Raw genomic sequence first — 23,861 nt, forward strand, 5'->3', positions numbered from 1 at the left:
GGAGAGTGACAATGAAACGGACAATGGGAACGATGCTTCTGGCCAGCACGGCGATCTGCCTTCTCGCGAGTGCTCCCGCGCTGGCGCAGACGGCCGAAGCAGACCCCGCCGCCGAAGCCGCTGACGCTATTGGGCCGCAGCCCGATGGCGAAGCCGCAGGCGATATCGTCGTCGTCGGCACCCGCATCGAGGGCGCGCGCGTCACCGAGGCTCTGCCCGTTGTCGTGGTCAATCAGGACAAGCTCGACGCGATCGGCGCGGTCAGCGGCGACGAACTGATCCGCAACATCCCGCAGATGGGCGACGTCAGCTTCAACCCCGGCAACAATGCGCAGACCAGCAATGCGGCGCGCGGCGACGTTGGTTCGGTCAACCTGCGTTCGCTCGGCGTCGGCAACACGCTCGTGCTGCTCAACGGCCGCCGCATCGTCACTCACCCCGCCAGCCAGGGCCTGTCGGACACCGGCACGGTCCCGGTACTCAGCTACAACTCGAACGCGATCCCGACGACGGGGCTCGACCGCCTCGAAGTTCTGCTCGACGGCGCCGCCGCGCTCTACGGTTCGGATGCCGTCGCGGGCGTCGTCAACACGGTGCTCAAGGACAATTACGACGGCCTGAGGATGCAGGCGCAATATGGCGGCGCCGAGGGCACGCACCTGCGCGAATTCCAGGGCAATATTCTTGCGGGCAAGAGCTTCGCGCGCGGCAATATCACGGCCTCGTTCGAATATACCGACCGCTCGGCATTGCGCGCTGAGGATCAGCATTTCACCGCTTCGGCGAACCTGCGTCCGCTCTTCGCCGATTATCCCGACTTCGCCGACTCGCTGACCCCCGATGCACGCGCGACGCGCGGTGCCTGGCCGGCGCTGCAGGTCCCCGTCACCGGCGGCCGGCCGCGCCGCGGCGCAACGAACCTGACGACTGCGGCGGGCGCCTTCACCGTCCGCCCGACGCGGCTTGGCGGATGCACGCAGGCGCTCACCGCCGACCTCTGCCTCGTGAACACCGCGCTCGCGACGAACAATGCGTTCCGCGACCTGCGCTATGATACCGCCGTCGGCACCACCGTGATGCCCAGCGTCAAACGCTATAATGCCTTCGTGAACGGCCATTATGACGTGACCGACGACCTGACTCTGTTCGGCGAGTTCGGCTATTACCGTTCGAACACGACGCGCATCCAGCCGCCGGTGATCAACCTCAATCAGATCTGGATCCCGGCGTCGAACTATTACAACCCGTTCGGCGCGACGACGATCAATGGCCAACCGAACCCCAACCGCATCCCGGGGCTCGTGAACGTACCCGCGGCGGGGCTGCCGGTGCTGCTGACCACCTATCGCTTCGTCGACACCGGGCCGCAGGCGGTGAAGGTCAGCGGCGAGCAGCTACGCGGGCTGATCGGTGTTCGCGGCGAGGTCGCGGGCTTCAAATGGGACAGCGCCTTCGTCTATTCCGAAGCCTCGGCGGTCGACAGCAGCCTCGCGGTGCGCAGCTCGGCGCTCCAGCAGAGCCTCGCGCTCGCTACCCCCGACGCCTATAACCCCTTCAACGGCGGCTGCATCGACAGCCTGAGCTCGGGCGATTGCACCCCCAGCTCGCAGGCGGCGATCGACGCGATCACCTTCCAGCTCCAGCGACGGTCGAAAACGACGCTGACGATGGGCGATTTCCGCGCCTCGCGTGCCGATCTGCTCACGCTGCCCGGCGGCGATGTCGGCGTCGCCTTCGGTCTCGAAGTGCGGCGCGAAACCCAGCGCGATGATCGCGATTCCGCCGTCGACGGGTCGAGCCCCTTCATCGATGCGGTGTCGGGCGCGGTGACGATCAGCGATGCCGCGGCGGTCAGCGACAATCCCGACACCTATGGCAAGCGCACCGTCGCCGCCGGCTATGCCGAACTCGCGGTCCCGCTGGTTTCGGAGGAGATGAACATCCCGCTCGTCCGCCGCTTCGACGTCCAGCTTGCCGGGCGCTTCGAGCATTACAGCGATTTCGGCAGTGTCGCGCGGCCGAAAATCGCGGCGGCATGGGACGTCGTCGACGGCGTTCGTTTCCGCGGCTCCTTCTCGCAGGGGTTCCGCGCGCCGAACCTCGAACAGGTCAACGCGGTCGAATATGCACGCCTCGCGACCAGCCAGGATTTCCTGCGCTGCGAGGTCGATCTCCGCGCCGGCCGGATCCCCAATTTCACCGCGTGCGGCAACAATGTCGGCTATTCGCGCCGCGTCTCGGGCAACCCCGACCTGAAGCCCGAGAAGAGCACCAACTATAACCTCGGCGCGGTGTTCGAGCCGACCTTCCTGCCGTCGGATCTCGGCCGCATGACCTTCACCGTCGACTATTGGTCGATCAAGCAGAAGGGCATCGTCGGCATCCTCGGCAACGACACCGCAGTCGCGCTCGATTATCTGCTCCGCCTTCAGGGATCGTCCAATCCCAATGTCATCCGCGCCGCGCCGGACGCCGACGATATCGCCGAGTTCGCAGGGACCGGGATCGCCCCGGTGGGCGCGATCACCACGGTGCGCGACCAGTTCATCAACCTGCAGCCGCAAACCGTCCGCGGGCTCGACTTCGCTTTCTATTGGCAGTCGCCTAAGACCGATGTCGGCAAGTTCGATTTCTCGGTCAACGCGACGCGGCTGCTCAAATTCTCGCGCGCGCCGGGCGATGCGGTCGACATGCTCGTCGCAGCGCGCGAAGCCGGCGACATCAACGCCGGGACGCCGCTGCCCGAGACGCAGAATCTGATCGAGGCCAACGGTCGCCCGAAATGGCGCGGCACCGCCTCGCTCACCTGGTCGCTGGGCCAGTTCCAGATCGGCGCCTTCGCGCGCTATACCGGCGCGGTCGACGAAACCGCCTTCGTCGATGCCGACGGCAACCCGTGGCGCGTCAAGTCGCAGCTCACCGGCAACCTCTACGCGCAGGTGCGTATCAAGGATGCCGGCGGCCTCGGCGGCGACATGCGGTGGCGCGTCGGGGTGCGCAACATCACCAATGAAAAGCCGCCGCTGTCGTCCGAAGGCTATCTGGGGTCGCTCTACAACCCCTATGGCCGCTACTGGTACAGCTCGGTCACCACGGAGTTTTGATATGAAATACGGGCACGGCATCTGGTTCCTGATCGGCGCTGCCGCGCTCGCCGTCGCGCCGGCGGCAACGGCAAAGGAGAGCGCGCCCGCGCCGACCGCCGCCGGCGCGACCCCCTCCGCCCCAACGAAGGCGGCGCCGAAGACGATCCTGTTCATCGGCAACAGCTTCACGCAGGGTGCCCATTCGGCCGCCCGCAACTGGCGCGCGGGGTCGGTCACCGACCTCAACAATGCCGGCTACGGCGGCGTGCCCGCACTGTTCAAACTCTTCGCTGAGCAGGCGGGTCTCGATTATCGGGTGAGCCTCGAAACGCAGGGCGGCAAGTCATTGGGCTTCCATTACGACGAGCGGCGCCAGCTGTTCGACAGGGCGTGGGACATCGTCGTGCTGCAGGAATTCAGCACGCTCGACCGCGCGAAGCCCGGCGATCCGACGGACTATATGCGCAATGTCGGCCGGCTGGCGTCGCTGTTCAAGGCGCGCAATCCAGCGGTCGACATCCGCCTCGCCGCGACTTGGTCGCGCGCCGATCAAATCTACAAATCCGAGGGTCCTTGGTACGGAAAGCCGGTGACGTCGATGGCCGATGACCTTCGCGCCGCGGCCGACCGCGCACGATCCGCCACTCCGTCCGTGGCGGGTATCGTGCCGGTCGGCCAGGCCTGGAACCGCGCGATGACGACGGGCGTCGCGGACCCCAATCCCTATGACGGGATCGGCTATGGCCAGCTCGATCTGTGGGCGTACGACCATTATCACGCGAGCGTCGCGGGCTACTATCTCTCGGCGCTCGTGACCTTCGGCGCGATTACCGGCATCGATCCGACGACGCTCGGCGCGAAGGAGAAGGGCGCCGATGAGTTGGGGCTTTCGGATGCGCAGGCCGCAGCGCTGCAACGCGTCGCGCGCGACACGCTCGCAAACGGATAATCGGGCTTCGGGAAAAAGGGAGCCGGACAGGTAGGATGCTCGCCTGCCAATTCGTTGGCCGCAGGAAGAAACCGGAAAAACTCCTGCGTTCATCATCTCTGTCGCGTCCGATTAACACGGCTCCACGAAGTTCGCAGCATCAGCCGATGCGGTCGAGACGAACCGCGCAGGGAGGGGGAGGGAGCACGATCCGTCTCGATGAGGCCTTGTACGTCCGGGGCTTGTGCGTTGGTAAGGTTCGAGATTTGACCGCCTGATTGTACCAACGGTACCAAAAAACCGGATGGTACAGTGGCTTTCGCACCTCTCAGGTCTGCAGCTCGCGGGGCCAACTGGCTAAGCCCAACGCAACGGACGCAACCCGCGTCGTCGCAGGGAAAGGGCAAGTGCCATGAAAATCGTCGTGATCGGCGGAACCGGGCTTATCGGTTCGAAAGTCGTCAGCAAACTCAATGCGCAGGGACATCAGGCGGTCGCCGCCGCGCCGAACACCGGCGTGAATACGCTGACCGGCGAGGGATTGGCCGAAGTCCTGACGGGCGCCGAGGTCGTCGTCGATCTCGCGAACTCGCCGACCTTTGACGAGGCGGCCATCGATTTCTTCAAGACGGCGGGCCAGAATGTCGCCGCGGCCGAAAAGGCTGCGGGCGTCGGCCATCATATCGCGCTGTCGGTCGTCGGGACCGAAAAAATGGCGGTCAGCCCCTATTTCCTTGCCAAGCAGGCACAGGAAAAGCTGATCCGCGAAAGCGGCATTCCCTACACGATCATTCATGCGACGCAGTTCATGGAATTCCTCCGCGGCATCGGCCAGTCGGCGGTCGTCGGCGATGAGGTTCACCTGTCGCACGCCTATATCCAGCCGATGGCGGCGGAGGATGTCGCCGATGCGGTGACCGCGGTCGCGCTCGCCGCGCCCGCGAACGGCATGGTCGAGATCGGCGGCCCCGAAAAATTCCATCTCGACGAGATCATCGGAAAGGTGATGGCCTTCGACGGCGACACCCGCCCGATCGTGATCGATCCCGAGGCGCGCTATTTCGGGCTGCGCCTCGAGGATGACTCGCTGATCCCGGGGCCTGGCGCCAAGCTCGGCTCGACGCGCTTCGACTGGTGGCTCGAAAACGTCCCGCCGCCGCCGAAGAAATAATCACGACCGCGATTTCCAGGGGAGAATATCATGCTCAAGACGATCTGCATCTGGACCGCCATCATCCTCGGCATCGGGGCCGAGGCGAACGGGCTTTTCATGCTCTGGTCGCCCGGCGACTGGTATCTCGCGGTGCCGGGCGTCACGACGACCGGCCCGTTCAACCAGCACTTCATTCGCGACATCGGACTGATCTTCCTGTTCGTGGGGACGTCGCTTCTCGTCGGCGCCTTCCGTCCGCAGTATCGCGTGCTGCTGTGGACGACCGCGACGCTGTGGCTCTGGGGCCACGCGTTCTTCCACTTCTGGGAAGTCGCGGTCGGCATTTGCGGTCCGGACGCCATCGCTCGCGATTTCCCGGCGGTCACCTTGCCCGCGATCCTGACGGCACTGCTCAGCCTTTGGGCCGTTGCTGACGCGCGGCAGGAGCGCTCGCGCACCGCTGCCATTCTGTAGTCCGCCGAGAATACCAAGGAGAAAAATTATGACCCCCCGTATGAATATCTTCCAGGCCGCCCCCGACGCGATGAAGGCGATGCTCGCCCTCGAAGCGACCTTCGAAAATTCGGGCCTCGAACACAGCCTGATCGAACTGGTGAAGCTCCGCGCCTCGCAGATCAACGGCTGCGCCTTTTGCATCCACATGCACGTCACCGATGCGGTGAAGCATGGCGAAACCCACATGCGCATTCACCTGCTCGACGCATGGCGTGAATCGCCGCTCTACACCGACCGCGAGCGCGCTGCGCTGAACTGGACGGAATCGCTGACCGGCATCGCCGAAACCGGTGCGCCCGACGAGGATTACGAACTGCTGAAGGCGCATTTCGACGACAAGCAGATCGCGTATCTGACGGTCGCGGTTGCCGCGATCAACTTCTGGAACACAGTCCAGATCAGCCTTCGCGCCGTTCATCCGGTCGAACAGGCGGCCGCGGCCTAATCAGCCCCCGGGTGCTGGACCCGCTGACCCTGCTGTCCAGCACCGACCCCGGCCGCTGGGGCACCGCCCTCCGGTGTCCCAGCGGCTCCCCGTCAGGAGATGATCGATGAAGCTCTATTATTGCCCTTGGGCCTGCAGCCTGGCCGCCCATATCGCGCTCTACGAAGCGAGCGTCCCGTTCGAGAATGAGAGCGTCGACATCCGGACGAAAATCACCGCGAGCGGCGGGGATTTCAACAAGGTCACGCCCAAGGGCTATGTACCGGCGCTCGAGCTCGACAATGGCGAAATCCTGACCGAAAATATCGCGGTTCTCGATTATCTCGCGGGCATCTACCCGCAGTTCGGCGTCGAAGGCCCGCTCGGCCGCACGCGGCTGGTCGAGGCGCTGGCTTATATCTCGACCGAGTTCCACAAGAGCTACAAGCCCTATTGGCACAACGGCACCGACGAGCAGAAAGCGGTCGCGAGCGCCTATATTACCGGCCGGATGCGCTTGTTCGGCGGCACGATCAAGGGCGACTATCTGTTTGGCGACCATCCGACCGTTGCCGATTTCTATTTGTTCGTGAACACGCGCTGGGCCGAACGCTTCGGCGTCGAGATTCCGCCCGCGATCGCGGCGATCCACGAACGGCTGAACGCGCGGCCCGCAGTGCAGGCGACGCTCAAGGCCGAAGGGCTCGCTTAACCGCGGGGCGTCTTCGCCGCTCCTGCATCCGCGCGCTTTCTGTTATGCGGGGGTTGATCAGCCGCTGCGATACCGGAGAATCTCATGCCGACGCGCCCCTTCGACTTTCATAACGCCGCCGGTCACCGCCTGTCGGGCCGTCTCGAGCTGCCGGTCGGTTCGACCAAGGCGTGGGCGCTGTTCGCGCACTGCTTCACGTGCGGGAAGGATAACAAGGCTGCGGTGCGGATATCGCGCCGGCTCGCGGGTGCCGGCATCGGCGTCTTGCGCTTCGACTTCACCGGGCTGGGCGCCAGCGAAGGCGAGTTTGGCGCGTCGGGATTCAGCCATAATGTGAAGGATCTGGTCGACGCGGCGGGCGCGATGGCCGACGCCGGGATGCCGCCGATGCTGCTCGTCGGGCACAGCCTGGGCGGAGCAGCGGTCATCGCGGCCATGGAATCGCTGCCCGGCATTCACGCCGTCGCAACGATCGCGGCGCCCTTCGATGTCGAGCATGCGCTTCACCAGTTCGATCCCGAAGGGTTGAAGACGATCGAGCGCGAGGGAAGCGGGGTCGTGGCGATCGGCAGTCGGCCGTTCACCGTCCACAAGGAATTCGTCGCCAGCCTGCGCGAACAGGATCAGGGCGCGCGCCTCGCAAAGCTGAAGCGGCCGCTGCTGCTGCTCCATTCGCCGATCGACCAGGTGGTCGGGATCGAAAATGTCACCAGCATGTATCTCGCGGCAAAGCACCCCAAGAGCTTCGTCTCGCTCGACGGCGCAGACCATCTCCTGACCGATGCGCGCGATGCCGATTTCGCCGCCGACATGATATCGGCCTGGGCCAGCCGCTACCTGCCGGCGACCCCGCCGACTGCGGCCAGCCAGTTCGATGCCGAGGCCGAGGAGACGCGGCTCGGCAAGTTCCAGCTCGCAATGCGCGCGGGCAAGGCCGCTTTCATCGCCGACGAGCCCGAAAGCGCCGGCGGGCTCGGTTCGGGGCCGACGCCGTTCAATCTCCTGTCCGCAGCGCTCGCCGCCTGCACGACGATGACCTTGCGCCTCTATGCCGACCGCAAGGGCTGGCCGGTCGACCGGATCCGCACCGGCGTGACGCACCGCAAGGAAAAGGGCGAAGAAAAGCCCGACATCTTCAGCCGCCGCGTCGAGATCGAAGGCACGCTCGACGATGCGCAGCATGCGGAGCTGATCAGCGTCGCCGATCGCTGCCCGGTGCATCGCACGCTCGAGACGGGATCGCGCTTCGAGGCGACCGAGGCGGGATGGGAGGATCCTTTGGTGCCGGAGGATGAAACGCCCGCTTAGTGCAGGGCGATTGTCCGCTCTCGGTTCTGCCATGACCGCTCCCGCCGGGATAAATTGCTGACACGGCAATTGCATCGCGGAGTGAAATGTCATGAAAATCACCATCATCGGAGGAACCGGCCTGATCGGCCGCCGGCTCGCTGCACGTCTGCGCGATGCGGGCCACGATGTCGTCGCCGCGGCACGGTCGACCGGCGTCAACACGATCAGCGGAGAAGGGCTGGCCGAAGCGCTCGAAGGCGCGGACGTCGTCGTCGATGCGTCGAATTCGGGCTATGGTGACGCCGCCGACATGCGGCGCTTCTTCGCAGCTTCGAGCGACAATGTCCTCGCTGCCGCCCGCGCGGCGTCGGTCGGGCATTTCATCGCGCTGTCGGCGGTCGGTGCGGAAACGCTGAACGGCGGCTATTTCCAGGCCAAGCGCGGGCAGGAGGAACGGATATTGGATGCCGGCGTCCCCTTTACGATAGTCCGCTCGACGCCCTTTTTCGAGTTCGTCTACAAGATCGTCGACGCGAGCGGCGAGGGCGACCGGATGCGGCTCGCGCCAGTGACCATGCAGCCGATCGCCGCCGACGACGTGGTCGAAGCGTTGGCCGGCTTCGTGACCGAAGCGCCGGCGAACGATGTCGTCGAGATTGCCGGGCCCGACACCTTCGGTCTTTCCGACCTCGCGCTCGAAATCCTGACCGCCAATGAGGATCCGCGCTGGATCTCGGTCGACCCCGACGCGCTATACTTCGGTGCGCATTTCGATGGCGAACCGCTTACTTGCGACCGCCCGCGCGTTGCACCGAAGCGGTTCGACGACTGGCTGCGCGATTGGATCGCCGTCGTCTGAGGGTCAGGCGTCGCGGTTGATCCGGACGATCGTATCCTCGTCGACCATATTGTCGAACCAGGTGATGAGCACAGAGCGCAAGAGCACCTCGTTAGATGCCTCGGCAAACAGGGTGAGCGAGGCGTGGAGCTTTGCCGCATCGACATCGCCGAACACCTCGCGCGCGCTCGTCTGCACGAGGCGGAAGAGCGTCTCGACGGATTCGCGATACCGGCCCCCGAGCGGCGCGAATTCCAGATAGGCGCGCGCTTCGTCTAGCGATGACAGCGCGTAGGCGCCGTCCTCGCCGTCCTCGCGGCCCAGCCGCGGGAAGATGAAGTCCATATAGGGCGTGCACATCGCGCCGCGGCGCAGGATGTCTATCGCATCGTCATAGGCTTCGGCCTGCGCGTTCACGAAGCGTTCGAGATGATATTCGTCGATCATGATGGCCTCGCTAGCCGGCAACGACGTCGGCGAATTCGGGATGGCGGCCAAAGAAATTGACCATGAACTGACAACGCAGGATCGCCTTGCGCCCAGTCTGCCGCATCAGATGAAACGCCCCTTCGGCGAGCTGCGACGCGATGCCCATGCCCCAGAATTCGGACGGCACTTCGGTGTGAATCAGGACCAGCCGGCCCTCCTCGTCGACGCGGTAAAAGGCAGAGGCCGTCGAACCGTCTGGCAAATCGAGTTCGAAACAGCGCTTTTCGGCATTGTCGATGACTTCGGCGTCCATGGCAGCTCACCCTTGTTTGAGAAACATGCGGGTAAACTAAGCCTCCCGCCGCGCGGCGACAGACCCAAGCTCTGCGGATATGATTGTACTATGTGGTTCAGCTCGCCTGCGACAGCATTACCCGCGGTTCGATATTCCCCCAATATTCGGCGAGCGCTGCGAGTTCTTCCTTCGCGCGGGTCAGTGCGTCGGCGCGCTCGGTTTCGCGCGCGAACTGCAGGGGTTGGGCATCGACGAACGCGGGGTTTGCGACGCCGATGAAGCCGAAGGCGGCGCGCAGCGCGGGTGTCAGCGCGTCCATCGCGGCAAAAGGTGTTCCGGGACGCAGATCAACGCCGCGGGTGGTCACGAACAGGGTCTTCCTGCCGCCAAGCATGCCGACAAAGCGGCCATCTTCGGTCGGGACATAGGTCAAGCCGCCGCGAACGATCGCATCGACGAAGCCTTTGAATGCTGCGGGCATCGTCCAGTTGTGCATCGGCATCGCAAAGAGCAGCGCCTCGGCGTCCAGCAGGCGCCGGCATAACGCATCGGACGCGGTCAGCGCGTCGCGCATCTCGGGCGTCCGTTCGGCCTCCGGCGTATAGGTCGCGCCGGTGAACAATTCGGTGATCGGCGGCAAAACCTCCGATGCGAGGTCGAGATAATCGATCGACAACGACGGGATATGCGCGCGAAGCTGGTCGACGAAGAAGCGTGACAGCGCCCGCGAGTTCGAGTTCGCGCCCTTGGGGCTGGCGTCAACGTGCAGCAGTCTCATGGCATCTCTCCGTTCAAGCTGCTTGCGCCGCAATTGGCCCCGCCGCGCCCTCGTCGATCAGCGTCGCGAGCATGTCGCATGCCTTGTCGAGTATTTGCGGACGCAGGTTGGTGACGCAGAGCACCATTCCGGGCTGCGCCTCGGCGGGATTGGCGTACCAGACCGACAGCGGGCAGGGCGCGATACCGAATTCGGGTGCGCGTTTGGCCAATGCAACATCGTCATAGCCGCGCGGCAGATGCACGACGAGGGCAAGGCCGGCAAAGGCGTCGACGACGATATTCGGATCGAGCCGGGCATGGAGCGCGTCGCGGCGTTCGCGGTACAGGCATTTCATATGCCGCAGATGGCGCAGGAAATGGCCGTCGGCGAGGAAATCGGTGAGCGCGAGCTGCGTCGTCACATTGGGCGCGGGGTTCAGGTAGCCCGCGACCTCGCCGAAGCGACCGGCGAGCGCGAGCGGCGCGACGACGAAGCCGAGCCCCAGCGAGGGGCTGATCGTCTTGCCGAAGGTGCCGATATGGATCAAGCGGCCCGCCGGATCGTTTGCTGCCATCGCCGGCGCCGCGCGGCCGCCGAGCTGCAGCTCGCTCAGATAATCATCCTCGATGATCCACGCGCCTTCGCGCTCCGCCCAGGCGAGCAGCGCGGTGCGGCGTTCGGGCGACAGCGTGACGCCGGTCGGCGCCTGCTGGCCCGGTGTCACGATGGCCAGCGCGGCGTCGGGCGCGGCGCGGACGCCCATGTCGACGCGTATGCCCTTGGCATCGACCGGGATCGGCACCGGTTTCAGGCCTGCGATTTCCAGCCCCGTGCGCGCCACAGGATAACAGGGGTCCTCGACCCATGCGGTGCGGCCTTGCACCCCGAGCGCCATCAAGGTCAGGCAAAGTCCGTTCTTGTAGCCCGAAGTGAGGATGATCTGGTCGGGATGGCAGCAGATGCCACGCGTGATCGCAAGCTGCGCCGCGATCTGCGCGCGCAATTCGGGCTCGCCGCGCGGATCGGGCGGGCCGACTGGTGCCATGGCATTGGCGCGGACCGCGCGGGTGCGAAGCCGCGCCCATAATTTTGCCGGAAAGGCATCCTGCGCCGGCACGCCCATCTGAAATGGCAGCGGACGAAGCGAAAAGCCGCGCTCAAGATCCTGCAAGGGGCGCGGAATGTCGACCTGTTTCGTCTCGACCGGCTTGGGCGCGGCGCGCTCGGCGACGCGGGTGCCGGCGGCGCCCGCTGAAAAGACGAGCAATTCGTCGGCCAGTGCTTCATAGGCGGCCTTCACCGTCCCGCGCGCCACGCCGAGCTGCGAGGCCATGTCGAGCCATGACGGAAGCCGCGTTCCGGGCCGGAGCCGCCCTTCGATAATCGCTGCGCGCAGCGTCGCGGTAATCTGGGCGGTAATCGGTGTCGAATGCGAGCGGTCGATCTGGAAGGAGACCAGCTCCGGGTTCCATGGTGCAGTCATCTCGTCACCTCATGGTACTGTCAAAACGCTCTCGATGGGCCAGAGGCTATGCCCCGCACGCCGGGTCTGTCGAGACGGGGGCGACCTATACGAAAGGTCAGGGTGCGTTGCCTCGCCGGTTAGGCCGGACGAAGTTTCGTCCGCATTTTGGCGGGTGGACGAGCGCTTTGGTACAAGCGGCTTGTCAGCTCTCGCGCCTAACCTTCGCCGGATGGCTGTCTATCCTGCTCCCTTGTCCGGCCACCACGCGATCGTGTCAGGAGGGTAAGAAAATGGACGGCAAAACGGCGATAAGCCGCGAGAAGATCCTGCACGCGCTCTACGAAGCCGCCGAACTCGAACAGAATTTGATGTGCACCTATCTCTACGCCGCCTTCAGTTTGAAGGATGGCGAGGGCGAGGGGCTTGCTGAAGCGGAGGCCGAAGCAGTCGCACGCTGGCGCCGAGCGATCCTCGACGTCGCGATAGACGAGATGAGCCATCTGGTCGCGGTGTGGAATATCACGGCAGCATTGGGCGGCTCGCCGCGCTTCGGCCGGACCAACTTCCCGCTCGACCCGGGCTATCTGCCCGCAAGCATCAATGTGAAACTCGCACCCTTCGGCGCCGACGTGATCCAGCATTTCATCTTTCTCGAACGCCCCGAAGGTTCGAGCGAGCCCGATGGCGCGACCTTTGCGGTCACAAATGGTTCGACCCGCGCAATCGTCGCGCCGCACCTCACGCCGGCAAGCTATGATTATGCGACGATCGGTGCCTTCTACCAACGGATCGAGGCCGACCTGCGTGCGCTTGTCGATGCGCACGGCGAGGCGGTGGTGTTCTGCGGCGATCCGGCTCTCCAGCTGTCGACGGCGGAGGTCGATTTCGGAGGCGCCAGGCTCGTTACCGACCTCGCCAGCGCCCTCGCCGCGCTGAACGAAATCATCGAAGAAGGCGAGGGGGCACCGTCGCATCGCGATGGTTCGCATTTTCAGCGTTTCGTCGCGGTGCAATCCGAGATGCGGCAGCTGGCGGGAACAAATCCGGCTTTCGCGCCCGCGTATCCTGCGGCGGTCAACCCCGTGCTGCGCAAGCCGCCGCGGCCCGAAGGGCGGGTTTGGCTGGAAGATGCAGACGCCGTTGCGGCCGTCGACCTCGCGAACTCCATCTATGCGCTCTCGCTTCGCCTGCTTGCGGGCGCCTATGCGCTCCCGCGGCCGAACACCGACAAGGCGCTCTATATCGGCTGCGCGATCGGGCTGATGCACGCGCTTACCGCTGTTGCCGAACGCGCTGCGCGCCTCCCGGCAGGCCCTTCGAACCCCGATTGCAACGCGGGTGTTTCCTTTACCGCCCTCCGCGATGCGGCATCATTCCCCCCCGGAGAAAGCGCGCGGCACGTCTATCTTGAACGCGCCGAGGAACTGGCGGCGGCGGCGGAAGCAATGGACCCCGCCGATCCTCGTTGCGCGCGCGCCGCGCAAATATTGGCGAAGCAGGCGGCGCGCCTGCGCAATGCCCCTGCCGGTGTGACCGCGCCAGCGGCGCAGCAGGCGCCGCCCGTCCAACCGACTCTCGTCGCTCCGCCCACCACATCGGTCGACGGGGTCGATCGCGCCGAAGGCAGGGATATCGCGGTGATATTCAACGGAAAGCGGTGCATCCACGCCCGCTTTTGCGTGACTCAGGGGCCCGCGACCTTCCTTGCCAATGTCGAGGGCCCGTGGATCATCCCCGACGCGACCGAGATCGAATATCTGTGCGGTACGATCCGCCAATGCCCTTCGGGTGCGTTGACCTACGAACGCCGCGACGGCCATGCCGAGCCGGTTCCGCCGGTCAATCTGATCACGCTGCGCGAAAACGGTCCCTATGCGGTGCGCGCCGATCTCGCGATCGATGGCGAGAAGGCGGGCTTTCGCGCGACGCTCTGCCGCTGCGGTGCGTCGAAGAACAAACCCTTTTGCGACAAGTCGCACAAATATATCGGCTTCGAGGCGACCGGCGAGCCACCGACGAAAAAGGGCCCGCAGCTCGCGGTGCGCGACGGTCCGCTGGCCATCGAACCCGAGCTCGACGGGCCGCTGCAGGTGCGCGGCAATCTCGAAATCCTCAGCGGGACGGGACGCACCGTAGCCACCGTCGAGACCGCGCGCCTGTGCCGTTGCGGCGCGTCGAAAAACAAACCCTTCTGCGACGAGAGCCATCGCAGGATCGGCTTTCGCAGCACATGAGCGCATCAGCGCTTCACGATATGCGCGGCCAGCGTTTCGGCGACAAAGTCGGTGAAGAGGCGGATGCGGAGCGGCGGAAAGCGTCCGAACGCGTGCAGGGCCTGGGCGGGGACGAGTGCCAGCGGATAGTCGAGCATTACCTGTATCAAGCGGCCGGCTTTCATGTCGTCCTCGACCGCAAAGCGCAGCAGTTGCGCAATGCCGAGGCCGTTCAGCGCCGCGGTCCGCATCGCCTGCCCGGAATCGCTGTCGAACACGCCTGCGGGGTTCAGGATTTCGCCATTGGCAAAGGCGATGGGGTAGGCCCGCGCACCGAGCATATAACGGATATGCGCCGCCCGCCCGAGTTCTTCGATCGATTGCGGGTAGCCCGCGCGGTCGAGATAGGCGGGCGACGCCACCAGCGCGAGCGGCAGATTTCCCAACGGACGCACGATCCAGTCGCTGTCGGCGACCTGCCCCGTGCGCAGCGCCACGTCGAACCCCTCGCGGACCAGATCGACATGGCGGTCGGAAATGCTGATCTCCAGCTTGATCTCGGGGTAGCGGGTGACGAAATCGCGCGTCAGCGCATCGACGAGCGCCACGCCCAAAATAGCCGGAATACTGACGCGCAGCAGCCCGCTCGCGCGCCCGGCACCTTCGAGCGCCTCGTCGGCGTCGTCGAGCGCGCGGAGCAAGGGCGCGACGCGTTCATAATAGGCCGTGCCGTCGACGGTCAGCGACAGCGACCGCGTCGAGCGCAGGAACAATTTCACACCAAGTCGCTTTTCGAGCCGCTCGACATTCTTCGACACCGCCGAGGGCGTCGTGCCGGCGAGCCGCGCCGCGGCGCTGAACGACCCGGCCTCGACGGTGCGGACAAAGGCGAGCAGCCCGGTGGTTCGTTCCTGTCGCGTTTTCATTCGATAGTTTTTGGCAAAGATGATGTGCCAAAGTCCAGTCTTATTAGAGATACTGGAACGGCCATATCGCGCTTTCCCCTCAACAAGGAAGGTGAGTTATGACAAGTTTGAACGGAAAGGTCGCGGTGATCACCGGCGGCAACAGCGGCATCGGGCTTGCCGCGGCAAAGCTTTTCGCCGCCGAAGGCGCGCAGGTGGTCATCACCGGCCGTCGCCAGCAGGTCGTCGACGATGCGGTGCGCGAAATCGGTTCGGCCGCGCTCGGCATCCAGGGCGATGTCGCCGATCCCGATCACCATCGGCAGGTCGCCGATATCGTCCGCGAGCGGTTCGGCCATGCCGACATCTATATGGCGAACGCCGGCGTGAACACGATCAGCCCCTCGCACGACGTGACCGAGGCCGAATATGACGCGCAGTTCGCGATCAACGCCCGCGGTACATTTTTCGGGGTGCAGAAGATCGCGCCTGTCCTGCGCGACGGCAGCTCGATCATCCTCGTCGGCTCGCTCGCCAGCGACAAGGTGCTCGACGGCCATGCGGTCTATGCCGGGACGAAGGCCGCGATCAACGCCTTCGCGCGCGCCTGGGCGCTCGAATTCAAGGCGCGCGGCATCCGCGTGAATATGCTGAGCCCCGGACCGACCGAGACGGCGATCCTCGAAAAGCTGGGCGTGGCCCCCGAAGATCATGATGCGTTCGTCAACATGATGGCGGGCGCGATCCCGCTCGGCCGACTTGGCCAGCCAAGCGAACTGGCAAGTGCGGCGCTGTTCCTGGCCTCCGACGCCAGCAGCTTCGTCACCGGCATCAACCTGCGCGTCGACGGCGGCATGGCGCTGCTTTGAAACCCTTTTCGTTCAATGAAAGGACCGATTGAATGGCCCAAATATCCGTTGATCCGGCAATCCACCGGCTGATCTCGGACGTCGTGACCAAGGGTAGCGCCTATGATCTCGACGCCATGGACAAGCTCTACACCGCCGACGAATCCTATTTGATCCTTGGTGGTGATGGCCATGTCACGCGCGTGGCGCGTGCAGAGATGATGGCCGAATTCAAGGCGCGGCGGGATGAGGGCGACGCGCCGCTCTCGACCGAACATCGCATCCTCCATGTCGAGCAGCAGGACGATCATGCAACGGCGATTCTTTACCGCCGTATGAGTCCCGATCATCCTGCCGCGATGTACGAGCTGCGGCTGCGAAAGCAGCGCGATCGCTGGCAAGTTGCGGGCGAAACGGTGACGCCTTGGCCGGGTGGCATCGATGGTTCGGTATTGCCACCGAGGCAGCGGGCGGCCTGACGGCCAGCCTGCTGTGTCTCGACGAGGGAGCGGGAAAGAAAATCTCGCTCCCTCGAATGGGGGTGGCGGACCACCCGCGGGCTTCCTTATTGGCGAAGGCGATGACCCATGAATCTTTGCAGGATCGGCGCTCATATGGCGCTCAGGCCATGGATACGATAATGTCGGGCAACGCGAAGTCGGCGGATGCTATGTCCGCCGTGCGGGTGTTGGCCGAGTGTGCCTGGACCCTTGTACCTGAATTGTCAGTGCCGCGACCCTGGAGGGGGCAATGATTTCGACCGAAAGCTATGAATCGCCGCTTGTTCTCATCGTCGACGATGATGAAGAGGTGCGCACCGCGATCAGCGAACTGATGCTGTCAGTGGGGATCGAGGCAAGTTGTTATGGATCGACGCGCGAGCTGCTCGAATCGCCATTGCTCGAACGCGCCGGCTGCCTCGTCCTCGACGTCCGTATGCCGGGATCGAGCGGGCTCGACCTCCAGCAACATCTGACGACGGCGGGCGTCACCAAGCCGATCGTGTTCCTTACCGGGCACGGCGATATCCCGATGTCGGTGCAGGCGATGAAGGCGGGAGCGGTCGATTTCCTGACCAAGCCGGTCCGCGACCAGACATTGCTCGACGCGGTCGTCGCCGGGGTCGAGCGGGACGTCGCCGAACGTGCGAATGCGAAAATCATCCAGCAACATGTCGAGCGCTTTGCGACCCTGACCCCGCGCGAAAGCCAAGTAATGCGCGAAGTAGCGCGCGGACGGCTCAACAAACAAATCGCCTATGACCTTGGTATTTCGGAAATTACGGTCAAGTTGCACCGCAGCAATGTCATGAAGAAAATGCAGGCCGCGACAGTCGGTGAACTGATCCGCGCGTGGGAGAAATTGCCTTTGCAATTGCGCGAAACGGGAGAAGCCTAGACTTTGGTATGGTTACAAAGCTTTATAAGCCGCGTAACATTGGCGTCGTTGGCCACCTTGGTCGTGATAAAAAGGGCTGAATCGCTTGCCCAAGACGCCTCTTGTCGCAGTTGTGGATGATGACGAAGCCATCCGCGAGGCCCTGTGTGATCTGATGATGGTCACCGGGCTCGCGTGTAGCACTTTTGACAGCGCCCCGGCGTTCCTGAACGATAATTCGCCCATCGAGGTCGATTGCCTGATTACCGATGTCCGCATGCCGGGCATGAGCGGGATCGACCTGCTCGAACGTATGCGGGCTGGCGGGTCGAAATTGCCTGTTATCGTTCTGACTTCGGTTCTCGATGCAGGGGCCCGGGCGAAAGCACTCGAACTCGGCGCGCAGGCCTGGCTGACCAAGCCGGTCGCCGACGAGACGCTTCTCGACCAAATCAAATCGGCGATCGGCGAAGAGGATTGGCCGGACGAGCTTCGGCGGTGAATACGAAATTGCCCGACGCTCCGCTGCCTTCGGTGCCGCCAAAGGATAAGCTGTACGTCGCGGCGAAATCGTCCGAGCCCGACATCGCGGAATTCGCTTCCGAAAGCGTGATCATCTTCGATGTCGAGGGCGCAGTTCACTACTGGAACCCCGCGTCGGAAGCCTTGTACGGCTGGCCCGCGCTCACCATGATCGGCCGCGGGATCGGCCATCTTTCGACGCGCAGCGAAAATGAGCGCGAGCACTGGCGCATGCTGCTTCAGGAGGGCGGATGGCAGGGCGTGGTCAGTCGCCGCACCCCTTCGGGCATCCATATCGCGGTCGATATCCGCCAATATGTCCGCTACGCGCAGGACGGGACGCCGCGCGATGTCATCGAATATGGGCGGCAGTCGCTGAATGAGGGAGCGGTCGCGGGAGCCGATTGGCATATCCCCGACCGGCTGATGGCGGCGAGCTGGGAGATCGACGTCTCCGATGCCGCGGCGCTGATCGCCGAGATCGCACGGCTGCGCGAGGCGGGCGGGATCGACGAACGGGATATGAACGCTCTCCATCACAAATTGGTCAAGGCGGCGCGGATCGTCAATGTGAACGAGCGGACAATGCGTCTGGTCGGCGGTAATCGCGGTCGTGACCTGATGATCGGCCAGCCGGTCGCGGGTTTCTGGCCGCTGGAGAGCCGCGTTGCCGTCGCGGGCCTGATCGTCGATGCGATGACCGGGCAGACCGAGGGGGCAACCTATCGCCGGCAAATGCCGTCGGACGGCATATTGCGCGACCCGCTGGTGACGGTGTGGCGCGCCGAGGAGCCGGGGCGGATCTATGTCGCGGTCAACGGCGCGGTCGATGACGACCGCTCCTATGTCTATCTTCGCGCGAGCGAGGCGCGATACCGCAAGCTCGTCCATCACATGCCGGTTGCGCTGTGGCAGGTCGATGCCAGCCACATGGGCCGCATCTACAACGATATCCGCGAAACCGGCGTCACCGATTTCGGCGCCTACCTCGATGAACATCCCGAACTTATCGAGCTCGCCGCAACCACGGTGCAGATTACCGATGTCAATCGCGCGGCGGTACAGTTGCTCGGCGGCACCAGCGCGCTCGACCTGATGCGCCCCGTCGGATATTTGTTCACGATCAGCCGCCACTCGCTGCGCAATGTCATGATCGGCCGCTTCAACGGGCAGGCGGATCATAGCGAAGTGACCAAGGTCCAGACCTTCGACGGCCGGGTGCTCGACGTGCGTATGTCGGTGACCTATCCAAAGGTGCTCGCCGAACTGGACGTCACCATCTTCAGTTTCGAGGATGTGACCGAACGGCTGAGCATGGAGGCCGAGATCCGGCAGCTCCAGGCCGATTTTACCCACGCCGCGCGCATTTCGACGCTGGGGGAACTCACGACATCGATCGCGCACGAGATCAATCAGCCGCTCGCGGCGATCGTCACCAATGCCGAGACCAGCCTGCGCTGGCTCTCGCGCGACGACCCCAATGTCGAAAAGGTCAAGGCGCTGACCACGCGTATCGCGGCAAGTGGACGCCGCGCCAGCGACATCGTCCAGCATATCCGCGGCATGGCATCGAAACGGCAGCCCGAGCGCTCGGCGATCGATCTGAACGAGATCGTGCAGGAATCGCTGATTTTCATCCGTCACGAGATTGAGTCGCAATCGATCGCGATCACCACGAATCTCGCCCGGTCACTCCCGGAAACGATGGGCGACCGGATCCAGTTGCAGCAGGTCGTCGTGAACCTGCTCATCAACAGCGTCCAGGCGGTCGAAGCGCAGGCCAAGGGCAAGCGCGAGATCTGCATCGGGACGCAATTGACCGAGGACGGCGCGCTCGCCTTCACCCTTCGCGACACCGGGCCGGGCATTCGGCCGGACGATCTCGACCGCATTTTCGAAGGCTTCTTCACGACGAAGGAGGCGGGCATGGGGATCGGCCTCGCGATCTGCCAATCGATCATCGCGGAACATGGCGGATCGATCACCGCATCCAACCATGCGGGTGGCGGCGCCGAGTTCCGGTTCGTCATTCCTGTCGAAGCCCCTGACGGATCGGCATAGCTATCCGGCACGAATAGCTGATGGTTGTCGTTCCGCCCTATGCTTTGGTCTGGGGGCAGGGGCATGCGACTGGAAAATGATCATACTTTCATCTGATAGGCGCCGATCCAACGTCCGGGCATGGCTGATACAGCCAACTGTAAAAAGGATGATGACATGTATCGCTCCATTCGTTCGGCGGCGCTTGCCGCACTCCTCTTCTCGGGTACCGTCAGCGCGCATGCCGAGGATGTGACGGCTAAGCCGACGGTCGTTCTCGTTCATGGTGCCTTCGCCGATTCCTCGGGCTGGAACGACGTGATCACGCGCCTCGAAAAGGATGGCTATCCGGTGATCGCCGCCGCCAATCCGCTGCGCAGCGTCGCGGGCGACGCCGAAAGCGTCGCGTCGGTCGTCCGCTCGATACCGGGCCGCGTGGTCCTCGTCGGCCACAGCTATGGCGGCGTCGTCATCACCGAAGCCGCGAAGGGCAACGCCAATGTGAAGGCGCTGGTCTATGTCGCCGGTTTCCTGCCCGACACGGGGGAGTCGGCGCTGGCGCTATCGGCGAAATTCCCCGGCAGCACGCTCGGCGACGCGCTCGCGCCGGTCAGCCTGCCGGGCGGCGGGACCGATCTCTATATCCAGCCGGCGAAATTCCATGCGCAATTCGCAGCCGACGTCCCCGCGGCAAAAGCGACGCTGATGGCCGCGACGCAGCGCCCGGTGACGCAGGGCGCGCTGACCGACGCGTCGCAAGCGGCGACGTGGAAGAGTTTGCCGAGCTATGTCATCTATGGCGGTCAGGATCGCAACATCCCCGCCGCGACGATGAAATTCATGGCCGAGCGCGCGCACGCCCGCAAAACCGTTGCGGTCGCGAGCGGTTCGCACGCGCTGATGGTTTCGCATCCGGTCGAGGTTGCCGAACTGATCGAGAGCGCCGCGTCGGACCGCTAAGCCGCGGAACGAACCGCCGCGCCGCGCGTCGATGAAAAGCCGCCCATCGTTAGAATGACGATGGGCGGCCGATCGGAGAACGGCATGCAGGCGCTCGAAGGGCTCGAACCCAAGTCATCGCATCAACGCCTGTGGGACCGGCACGCCAGCCCGATCTCGATCCTTCTCCTCGGCGGATTGTTGTTCGCGGCAGGCTTGGGTCTGACGGGCGGACAGCCCAGCCCGCCGATTATGGCCGATTTTGGCGATGCCCGCCTTGTCGTGAAAACGCCGACGACGATCCGCAATGGCGAGTTTTTCGAAACCGACCTGACCCTCATCGCAGAGGCGCGGATGGCCGACGCGGTGATCGCGGTGAGCCCCGCACTCTGGCACGACATGACCGTCAACACGATGATCCCGGCGCCTGCCGAGGAAAGCTTCGAAGACGGCTATTTCCATTTCTCCTACGGCCGGCTGGACGTTGGCGAGAGCGTCCACGTCAAGATCGACGGCCAGATCAATCCGCCGCTGTTTGCAGGCACCAAGGGCGACATCGCGGTCTTTGACGGCGGTCGGCGCATCGGCGCGATGCCGCTGCGCATCAAGGTGCTCCCCTGATGGATATCGTCCTGCGCGCCACGGTGATGTTCTTCATCCTGTTCCTGCTCATCCGGCTGCTCGGCAAGCGCGAACTCGGCCAGATGACGCCGTTCGAATTCGTCGTGCTCGTCGTGCTCGGCGACCTGATCCAGCAGGGGGTGACGCATAACGACTTCAGCCTGACCGGCGCGACGCTTGCGATCTGCACCTTTGCCTTCTGGGCGCTGGTGCTGAGCTGGACGGCCTACCTATTCCCGCGCGCCAAGGATTTGCTCGAAGGGGCGCCGCGCGTGATCGTGCGCGACGGCGAGGTCGTGACCGAAAATCTCCGCCGCGACCGGCTGACGCGCGACGAAATTCTCTCCGAAATGCGCCTTGCCGGGATCGGGCGGATGTCCGAGGTCGCGTGGGCGATCCTCGAGCCACAAGGCAAGATGAGCTTCATCAGGAAGGATGATGGGGCTTCGCCGCAGCAGGACCGCGATGGTCCCGCGAGCTAATAGATCGGCGTGATCTGCATCTGCGGCAGCGGCCGCGGCGTCCCGTCGCTGAGGTCGGGGCCGAGGTCGGCCCATTCCTTGCCGCGCGTCACCATGTCGGCGTATAATGCCTGCGCGGCGCTTTCGGCCTCGGTCGACCGGAATTTGTACGAAACCGCCGGCGGCGCTCCCGTCCGGACCGTCGCAAGCGCATTCTCATAGGCGGGGATCGGTGGTACGACCTTTGCGCTGGCGGCGATCCGGACCGTATAACGCTGAAGCCCCGAGGCGACGTTCCGCCACCGCACCCAGACATGATTGTCGAACGAGAATTGGTACAAGCGTTCGCCGGCGACCGTCCCTTTCAGCGAAATGCTGTCCAATATCTCCTGCGACATATCGAGGTTCATGCCCCCCTCGACCTTGTCGAGCGCGACATGGACGATCCGGTCGCGCTGCCCCGGTGCGCGCGACTGCAACAGGTCGCGCCAATTCTGCATCGTGCTGAGGATGCCGAAGACAAAGCCCGACACCTCGGCGAGCGCGAGGGGGCGGGCGATCGAGCTATAGCTGCGTTGCCAGCCGCGATTATTGTGGAGCGGGAGCCACACGGCGGCCTCGGCCTTGTCCCGTGCACCTTGGGGTTCGGGATTGTCCACCACCGGGCTGTCCTCGCTTTGCGGATAGACGAGGTTGATCGCAAAGGTCGGCCAGCGCGGCAGCGGTGCGTCGAAGAGGTGGAGCGGGAAATTGCTCGAAACACCGCCGTCCGAGAACCAGCAGACGCGGAAACCCTCGATCAGCGAAAGCGGCGCCTCGCCGCCGGTCGCCAGGCTGTCGGTGCTCTGGCTGAGCGTGGTTTCCTTGGGGTCCTCGCCGTCATCGAACGTCTCGCCTTCGGTCTCGCCGCGGCGCGTTCGCCTCCCGACGGGCTCGTGCAGCGGCACCGCGCTGATCAGCAATGGAAAGCTGAGGCTCATCCGCATCGCGACCAGCACGGGCATGCGGCCTCTGCTGGGTAGCCTGTAATAATCCTTGTCGTCGACGCGGTCGGGCGAGCCCGCCATCGCGACCATCGCGTCGACCACCTCCTTGGGAAACAACAGGTCGAATTCTTCGCGCAGGAACCAGAAGGTTGCGTCGGTGAAGGGCAGCGTCCTCGGCTCATGATGCGATACGCCCGTCGTGATCATCTGGAGCGAGATTGCCGTTTCTGTCTTCGGTTCGCCGGGATAGCGGGGCGCGGCCCAGAGATCGTCGAACAGCAGCGGCTCCGACGGCGCCTTTCCCGACAGCGATTGCAGGACCTCGTGCAGCCATTCGGTCAGCGCGGGCTTGGCCCCATCCTTTCCGGTACTCAGCCCCGAACAAAGCCCCAGCAGGTTGCGCCGGGTGACGCGCGCAACGCGCAGCAGCGCGGCGATCGCGGCGCCGAGATAGGCGCAGATCAGCGATGGCAACAGCGCAGCCACGGCTCCGGCTGACCCCGCAAGCCAATGACCGAACGCCAGGAACAGGCCGAGCAGGAGCAGTGTTTCGAGCGGCGCGATCGCCACCACCGCGACCGCCGCTGCGATGGCTTTGCGGAATACCCCCGCGTTCCCGGCGAGCGTCACGATCAATCGATAGGCACTGCGACCGCCGCGCGCGGGCTGGAACAGGCCGAATATGAAGCCCTGCGACGACAGCTGCGCGGCGACGCGCTCAAGTCCGGTAAAGCCAAGCGTCGGCGGGCAGGGCGCGGTCGATCCCGATGCGACATGCTTGCGGTCGCCCAACGCCGCTGCCGCGGTAGCCGCTGCGGCAATCGCGCCCGCCGAGGTTCCGCCGATATTCTTGAAGCGAAAGTCGCGCGCGAGGGCGAGGACCGCGTTCGGATAGACGATGCCGCTCGTGATGCCGCCCTTCATCACGAGATCGCAATAGCGGGACGCTGTGTGGCTCATGTCATCGCTCTCCGGTGCGCGGGGCTTTTCCTATTCTTATCCGGACGCGGCGATCAAGTCGCTGTCCTTCTTGCGAAATGGGCCCCATCCCAC

At 64.5% G+C, this 23,861-nt stretch carries 23 protein-coding genes; 17 read left to right on the forward strand and 6 right to left on the reverse strand.

Annotated elements, in window-relative coordinates; genetic code table 11:
* The first annotated feature begins 11 nt into the window (after positions 1-11).
* The 8 genes from GGC65_RS22685 (at position 12) to GGC65_RS22720 (ending at position 8,968) form a co-directional block, all read left to right on the forward strand.
* A complete protein-coding gene (locus GGC65_RS22685) occupies positions 12-3,104 on the forward strand; it encodes a TonB-dependent receptor domain-containing protein (RefSeq protein WP_225940967.1) in 3,093 nt (1,030 codons plus the stop codon).
* 1 nt (position 3,105) lies between these two features.
* Complete coding sequence (locus GGC65_RS22690) at positions 3,106-4,035, forward strand: DUF4886 domain-containing protein (protein WP_192649228.1); 930 nt, start codon at positions 3,106-3,108, stop codon at positions 4,033-4,035.
* A gap of 391 nt (positions 4,036-4,426) precedes the next feature.
* Positions 4,427-5,185, forward strand: coding sequence for an SDR family oxidoreductase (locus tag GGC65_RS22695; RefSeq protein ID WP_192649229.1), 759 nt, complete (start codon positions 4,427-4,429; stop codon positions 5,183-5,185).
* 30 nt (positions 5,186-5,215) lie between these two features.
* The gene (locus tag GGC65_RS22700) at positions 5,216-5,641 is read left to right on the forward strand and encodes a hypothetical protein (RefSeq protein WP_192649230.1); all 426 of its coding nucleotides are present in this window, start codon (positions 5,216-5,218) and stop codon (positions 5,639-5,641) included.
* A 28-nt stretch (positions 5,642-5,669) separates the two neighbouring features.
* Entirely contained in the window at positions 5,670-6,128 is a 459-nt protein-coding gene (locus GGC65_RS22705; protein WP_192649231.1) for a carboxymuconolactone decarboxylase family protein, read from the forward strand.
* Positions 6,129-6,234: 106 nt separating this feature from the next.
* Positions 6,235-6,819 carry a glutathione S-transferase N-terminal domain-containing protein gene (locus GGC65_RS22710; protein ID WP_192649232.1) on the forward strand — a complete coding sequence of 195 codons (585 nt, stop codon included), beginning with the start codon at positions 6,235-6,237 and terminating at the stop codon, positions 6,817-6,819.
* Between the two features lie 84 nt (positions 6,820-6,903).
* On the forward strand, positions 6,904-8,127 hold the full coding sequence (locus GGC65_RS22715; RefSeq protein WP_192649233.1) for a bifunctional alpha/beta hydrolase/OsmC family protein: 1,224 nt from the start codon (positions 6,904-6,906) through the stop codon (positions 8,125-8,127).
* A 91-nt stretch (positions 8,128-8,218) separates the two neighbouring features.
* Positions 8,219-8,968, forward strand: a complete 750-nt coding sequence (locus GGC65_RS22720) for an SDR family oxidoreductase (protein ID WP_192649234.1) — start codon at positions 8,219-8,221, stop codon at positions 8,966-8,968.
* A 3-nt stretch (positions 8,969-8,971) separates the two neighbouring features.
* Here the strand turns inward: GGC65_RS22720 and GGC65_RS22725 are convergent, their stop codons facing one another.
* The 4 genes from GGC65_RS22725 to GGC65_RS22740 all read right to left on the reverse strand — a co-directional run bounded on the left by GGC65_RS22725 (position 8,972) and on the right by GGC65_RS22740 (position 11,914).
* The gene (locus GGC65_RS22725; protein WP_192649235.1) at positions 8,972-9,394 is read right to left on the reverse strand and encodes a DUF1810 family protein; all 423 of its coding nucleotides are present in this window, start codon (positions 9,392-9,394) and stop codon (positions 8,972-8,974) included.
* 10 nt (positions 9,395-9,404) lie between these two features.
* Positions 9,405-9,689, reverse strand: coding sequence for a GNAT family N-acetyltransferase (locus tag GGC65_RS22730; RefSeq protein WP_192649236.1), 285 nt, complete (start codon positions 9,687-9,689; stop codon positions 9,405-9,407).
* Positions 9,690-9,786: 97 nt separating this feature from the next.
* Positions 9,787-10,449, reverse strand: coding sequence for an FMN-dependent NADH-azoreductase (locus GGC65_RS22735; RefSeq protein WP_192649237.1), 663 nt, complete (start codon positions 10,447-10,449; stop codon positions 9,787-9,789).
* Positions 10,450-10,462: 13 nt separating this feature from the next.
* Positions 10,463-11,914, reverse strand: coding sequence for a PLP-dependent aminotransferase family protein (locus GGC65_RS22740; protein WP_192649238.1), 1,452 nt, complete (start codon positions 11,912-11,914; stop codon positions 10,463-10,465).
* 272 nt (positions 11,915-12,186) lie between these two features.
* Between GGC65_RS22740 and GGC65_RS22745 the strand changes: the two genes are divergently transcribed.
* Positions 12,187-14,130, forward strand: a complete 1,944-nt coding sequence (locus tag GGC65_RS22745; RefSeq protein WP_192649239.1) for a ferritin-like domain-containing protein — start codon at positions 12,187-12,189, stop codon at positions 14,128-14,130.
* Positions 14,131-14,135: 5 nt separating this feature from the next.
* On the opposite strand, the gene GGC65_RS22750 is transcribed toward GGC65_RS22745, so the two are convergent.
* On the reverse strand, positions 14,136-15,035 hold the full coding sequence (locus GGC65_RS22750; RefSeq protein WP_192649240.1) for a LysR family transcriptional regulator: 900 nt from the start codon (positions 15,033-15,035) through the stop codon (positions 14,136-14,138).
* 98 nt (positions 15,036-15,133) lie between these two features.
* On the opposite strand from GGC65_RS22750, the gene GGC65_RS22755 reads away from it, so the two are divergent.
* The 8 genes from GGC65_RS22755 to GGC65_RS22790 all read left to right on the forward strand — a co-directional run bounded on the left by GGC65_RS22755 (position 15,134) and on the right by GGC65_RS22790 (position 21,843).
* Positions 15,134-15,883 (forward strand): glucose 1-dehydrogenase, encoded by a 750-nt coding sequence (locus GGC65_RS22755; protein ID WP_192649241.1) that lies wholly within the window; start codon positions 15,134-15,136, stop codon positions 15,881-15,883.
* Positions 15,884-15,915: 32 nt separating this feature from the next.
* Positions 15,916-16,341 (forward strand): hypothetical protein, encoded by a 426-nt coding sequence (locus GGC65_RS22760; protein ID WP_192649242.1) that lies wholly within the window; start codon positions 15,916-15,918, stop codon positions 16,339-16,341.
* Between the two features lie 271 nt (positions 16,342-16,612).
* A complete protein-coding gene (locus GGC65_RS22765; RefSeq protein WP_192649243.1) occupies positions 16,613-17,260 on the forward strand; it encodes a response regulator transcription factor in 648 nt (215 codons plus the stop codon).
* A gap of 112 nt (positions 17,261-17,372) precedes the next feature.
* Entirely contained in the window at positions 17,373-17,741 is a 369-nt protein-coding gene (locus GGC65_RS22770) for a response regulator transcription factor (protein WP_192649244.1), read from the forward strand.
* Positions 17,738-19,822, forward strand: a complete 2,085-nt coding sequence (locus GGC65_RS22775) for an ATP-binding protein (RefSeq protein WP_318780226.1) — start codon at positions 17,738-17,740, stop codon at positions 19,820-19,822. Before GGC65_RS22770 ends, GGC65_RS22775 begins: the two co-directional genes overlap by 4 nt.
* Positions 19,823-19,978: 156 nt before the next feature.
* A complete protein-coding gene (locus tag GGC65_RS22780; protein ID WP_192649245.1) occupies positions 19,979-20,761 on the forward strand; it encodes an alpha/beta fold hydrolase in 783 nt (260 codons plus the stop codon).
* 84 nt (positions 20,762-20,845) lie between these two features.
* Complete coding sequence (locus GGC65_RS22785; RefSeq protein WP_192649246.1) at positions 20,846-21,361, forward strand: hypothetical protein; 516 nt, start codon at positions 20,846-20,848, stop codon at positions 21,359-21,361.
* Positions 21,361-21,843 carry a DUF421 domain-containing protein gene (locus tag GGC65_RS22790; protein WP_192649247.1) on the forward strand — a complete coding sequence of 161 codons (483 nt, stop codon included), beginning with the start codon at positions 21,361-21,363 and terminating at the stop codon, positions 21,841-21,843. The genes GGC65_RS22785 and GGC65_RS22790 overlap by 1 nt, the downstream gene beginning before the upstream one ends.
* Here the strand turns inward: GGC65_RS22790 and GGC65_RS22795 are convergent.
* Entirely contained in the window at positions 21,840-23,768 is a 1,929-nt protein-coding gene (locus GGC65_RS22795; protein ID WP_192649248.1) for a patatin-like phospholipase family protein, read from the reverse strand. The two genes, GGC65_RS22790 and GGC65_RS22795, sit on opposite strands and share 4 nt — an antisense overlap.
* Between the last annotated feature and the right edge of the window lie 93 nt (positions 23,769-23,861).

The organism is Sphingopyxis sp. OAS728 (assembly GCF_014873485.1).
Lineage (GTDB): Bacteria > Pseudomonadota > Alphaproteobacteria > Sphingomonadales > Sphingomonadaceae > Sphingopyxis.

What these genes read in the sequence shown, in the direction of transcription:
- GGC65_RS22710 (WP_192649232.1), top strand. Translation starts at nt 6,235, where the DNA reads ATGAAGCTCTATTATTGCCCTTGGGCCTGCAGCCTGGCCGCCCATATC.
- GGC65_RS22795 (WP_192649248.1), bottom strand. Translation starts at nt 23,768, where the DNA reads ATGAGCCACACAGCGTCCCGCTATTGCGATCTCGTGATGAAGGGCGGC.
- GGC65_RS22715 (WP_192649233.1), top strand. Translation starts at nt 6,904, where the DNA reads ATGCCGACGCGCCCCTTCGACTTTCATAACGCCGCCGGTCACCGCCTG.
- GGC65_RS22700 (WP_192649230.1), top strand. Translation starts at nt 5,216, where the DNA reads ATGCTCAAGACGATCTGCATCTGGACCGCCATCATCCTCGGCATCGGG.
- GGC65_RS22685 (WP_225940967.1), top strand. Translation starts at nt 12, where the DNA reads ATGAAACGGACAATGGGAACGATGCTTCTGGCCAGCACGGCGATCTGC.
- GGC65_RS22780 (WP_192649245.1), top strand. Translation starts at nt 19,979, where the DNA reads ATGTATCGCTCCATTCGTTCGGCGGCGCTTGCCGCACTCCTCTTCTCG.
- GGC65_RS22790 (WP_192649247.1), top strand. Translation starts at nt 21,361, where the DNA reads ATGGATATCGTCCTGCGCGCCACGGTGATGTTCTTCATCCTGTTCCTG.
- GGC65_RS22745 (WP_192649239.1), top strand. Translation starts at nt 12,187, where the DNA reads ATGGACGGCAAAACGGCGATAAGCCGCGAGAAGATCCTGCACGCGCTC.
- GGC65_RS22690 (WP_192649228.1), top strand. Translation starts at nt 3,106, where the DNA reads ATGAAATACGGGCACGGCATCTGGTTCCTGATCGGCGCTGCCGCGCTC.
- GGC65_RS22755 (WP_192649241.1), top strand. Translation starts at nt 15,134, where the DNA reads ATGACAAGTTTGAACGGAAAGGTCGCGGTGATCACCGGCGGCAACAGC.
- GGC65_RS22705 (WP_192649231.1), top strand. Translation starts at nt 5,670, where the DNA reads ATGACCCCCCGTATGAATATCTTCCAGGCCGCCCCCGACGCGATGAAG.
- GGC65_RS22740 (WP_192649238.1), bottom strand. Translation starts at nt 11,914, where the DNA reads ATGACTGCACCATGGAACCCGGAGCTGGTCTCCTTCCAGATCGACCGC.
- GGC65_RS22725 (WP_192649235.1), bottom strand. Translation starts at nt 9,394, where the DNA reads ATGATCGACGAATATCATCTCGAACGCTTCGTGAACGCGCAGGCCGAA.
- GGC65_RS22750 (WP_192649240.1), bottom strand. Translation starts at nt 15,035, where the DNA reads ATGAAAACGCGACAGGAACGAACCACCGGGCTGCTCGCCTTTGTCCGC.
- GGC65_RS22785 (WP_192649246.1), top strand. Translation starts at nt 20,846, where the DNA reads ATGCAGGCGCTCGAAGGGCTCGAACCCAAGTCATCGCATCAACGCCTG.
- GGC65_RS22730 (WP_192649236.1), bottom strand. Translation starts at nt 9,689, where the DNA reads ATGGACGCCGAAGTCATCGACAATGCCGAAAAGCGCTGTTTCGAACTC.
- GGC65_RS22765 (WP_192649243.1), top strand. Translation starts at nt 16,613, where the DNA reads ATGATTTCGACCGAAAGCTATGAATCGCCGCTTGTTCTCATCGTCGAC.
- GGC65_RS22760 (WP_192649242.1), top strand. Translation starts at nt 15,916, where the DNA reads ATGGCCCAAATATCCGTTGATCCGGCAATCCACCGGCTGATCTCGGAC.
- GGC65_RS22735 (WP_192649237.1), bottom strand. Translation starts at nt 10,449, where the DNA reads ATGAGACTGCTGCACGTTGACGCCAGCCCCAAGGGCGCGAACTCGAAC.
- GGC65_RS22720 (WP_192649234.1), top strand. Translation starts at nt 8,219, where the DNA reads ATGAAAATCACCATCATCGGAGGAACCGGCCTGATCGGCCGCCGGCTC.
- GGC65_RS22695 (WP_192649229.1), top strand. Translation starts at nt 4,427, where the DNA reads ATGAAAATCGTCGTGATCGGCGGAACCGGGCTTATCGGTTCGAAAGTC.